The following is a 2,460-nucleotide window of genomic DNA, read 5'->3' as shown; positions in this document are numbered from 1 at the left end:
ACGCCCGCGCGCAACCGAAGACCAGCTTCGCCGCCAGCTCACCCATCCGAAGCTGGACCAGTTACCCGGTCAACGTTGCGTGACGGGCCACTAGACGTACCATCGCTTAGGGACGAGGCACCGTTATCGATCGTTTACCCTTGACATTCGCCCAGCTGGCGGGGGTTGGGCGAGGGTGTCTCGGAGGGGGGTCTCGGATGCGGGGCGGTGGTGGAAAAGGCATGCGGAAACGGCGCGTACTCCGAATAGTGTTGATCTCTTTCGGCGCCGGAATCGCCGTGCTTGCCGGTCTTTTCGCCATTGCGTGGGCGATGACTCCCATTCCCGACAGCACGCAGAAATCGGCCACCGCCGAAGGCTCGGTGATCTATTACCGCGACGCCAAGACGGTGCTCGCCCGGCAGGGCGTCGACCGCAGGAACGTCGAGCTGGCCAAGGTGCCCAAGCACGTGCGCGACGCGGTCATCGCCGCCGAGAACCGCTCGTTCTACAACGACGGCGGCGTCTCGCTCAAGGGCACCGCGCGGGCCGTCTGGTCCACCGTCACCGGGCAGCAGCTCCAGGGCGGCTCCACGATCACCCAGCAGCTCGTGCGCAACTACTACAGCGGCCTCAGCCAGGAGCGCTCGGTCACCCGCAAGTTCAAAGAGATCCTCATCGCGATGAAGGTCGACCAGTCCAAGTCGAAGGACTGGGTGCTGGAGCAGTACCTCAACACGATCTACTTCGGTCGCGGCGCCAACGGCGTCCAGTCGGCCGCCCGCGCCTACTTCGGCAAGGACGTCGACAAGCTCACCGTCGCCGAGGGCGCTTACCTGGCGGCGGTCATCCAGCAGCCCAGCCGGTTCGCCGACCCCGAGGGTGCCGACCTCGCCGCGGCCCGCTCCCGGTGGCAGGCCGTGATCAACGCCATGGGCCAGACGGGCGCGCTGTCGCGTCAGCAGGCCGCCGCCGAGCGTTTCCCGGTGCTCAAGGCGCCCAAGAAGCCGTTCGAGCTCAAGGGCCAGGGCCAGTACATGCTCGACCAGGTCACCGCCGAGCTCAACCGGCGCGGCTACTCCGACGAGACCATCAACAGCGGCGGCCTGAAGATCGTCACGACGTTCGACAAGAAGCTCATGACGGCGGCCGAGCAGGCGGTCAAGGACGTGCTCCCGGCCTCGACGCCGAAGAAGGTGCGCACCGGGCTGGCCGCCGTCGATCCGGCCACCGGCGAGGTCGTCGCCTTCTACGGCGGCCGCCACGACCAGGTCGGCGACTACGACAACGCGTTCTCGGCCAAGCGGATGGCGGGGTCGACGTTCAAGCCGTACACGCTGGCCGCCGCGCTCGACAACGGCTTCGACCTGTCCACCAGGGTCGACGGCAACTCGCCGCTGCGCGTGGCCTCGGCCGACAAGCCCATCCCCAACGACAGCGGCCGCTCCTACGGCCAGATCAACCTGGTCAGCGCCACCCAGAACTCGGTCAACACGGCCTTCGTCGACCTCGGCCAGAAGGTCGGCCTGGACAAGGTCGCGGCCGTCGCCGAGGCCGCGGGCATTCCCAAGGAGCAGTTGCAGGGGCAGCAGGCGTACGCGACCTTCCCGCTCGGCGTGTCCTCGGTCAGCGCCGTCCAGAACGCCTCGGGCTTCTCCACCTTCGCCAACAAGGGCGTGCACATGGAGGCGCACGTGGTGAGGTCGGTGACCGACGGCAAGGGCGAGAAGAAGACGGTCAAGCCCGTCGCCACGAAGGTGGTGGAGGAGCAGGCCGCCGCCGACACCGTCTACGCGATGCAGCAGGTCGTCAAGTACGGCACCGGCACCGCCGCCCGCCTCTACGACCGTCCGGTCGCCGGCAAGACCGGCACCACCGACGACTCCAAGAACGTCTGGTTCAACGGGTTCGTCCCGCAGCTCGCCGTCGCCGTGAACATGTTCCGCAGCGACGACGAGACCGTCACCATCCCCGGCTACGGCACGCAGTTCGGCGGCCAGCTCCCGGCGCAGGTCTGGCGGGCGTTCATGACCGAGGCCATGGCCGGCGAGCCCGTCGAGGAGTTCCCCGAGCCCTCCCAGTACGGCTACGAGTCCTCCTACTCGCCGCCCGACCGCGGCCGCGACGTCCGCGACCAGCAGTCGCCGCCGCCCGCCGACCAGAACGAGTGGGACAACCCCGACTCGGGCCCCACCGAGCAACAGCCCTTCGGCGACCCGGCGGTCACCGAGGCGCCCACCGACGACGGCTCGGGCGACAACGGCAGGACCGGCCGGCAGGACGAACGCCCCCAGGACACGCCCACGGCGCCCTCCGACCAGCCTCTGGGCCCCCCGGACGAGGGCCGCGACACCCAGCGCGACAACCTGGGCCGGCCGTCAGGCACCGGCTAGCCCCGTTTTCCGCACGTTGGATGGTTTGAAGATCGCTGGGTTGCTGGGGTGATCGTCATCGCGGTATGACCTGGCTGGTGAGACAGCG

General features: G+C 68.7%; 1 protein-coding gene. It reads left to right on the top strand.

Annotated elements, in window-relative coordinates:
- The first annotated feature begins 311 nt into the window (after window positions 1–311).
- Window positions 312–2,372 carry a transglycosylase domain-containing protein gene (locus ABZ444_RS51340; protein WP_358012694.1) on the top strand — a complete coding sequence of 687 codons (2,061 nt, stop codon included), beginning with the start codon at window positions 312–314 and terminating at the stop codon, window positions 2,370–2,372.
- Window positions 2,373–2,460: the final 88 nt, after the last annotated feature.

The sequence above is a fragment of the Nonomuraea sp. NPDC005730 genome, from assembly GCF_040630865.1.
GTDB lineage: Bacteria > Actinomycetota > Actinomycetes > Streptosporangiales > Streptosporangiaceae > Nonomuraea.
The sequence above is the reverse complement of the archived record's forward strand: the minus strand, read 5'-3'. Positions and strand labels throughout refer to the sequence as shown.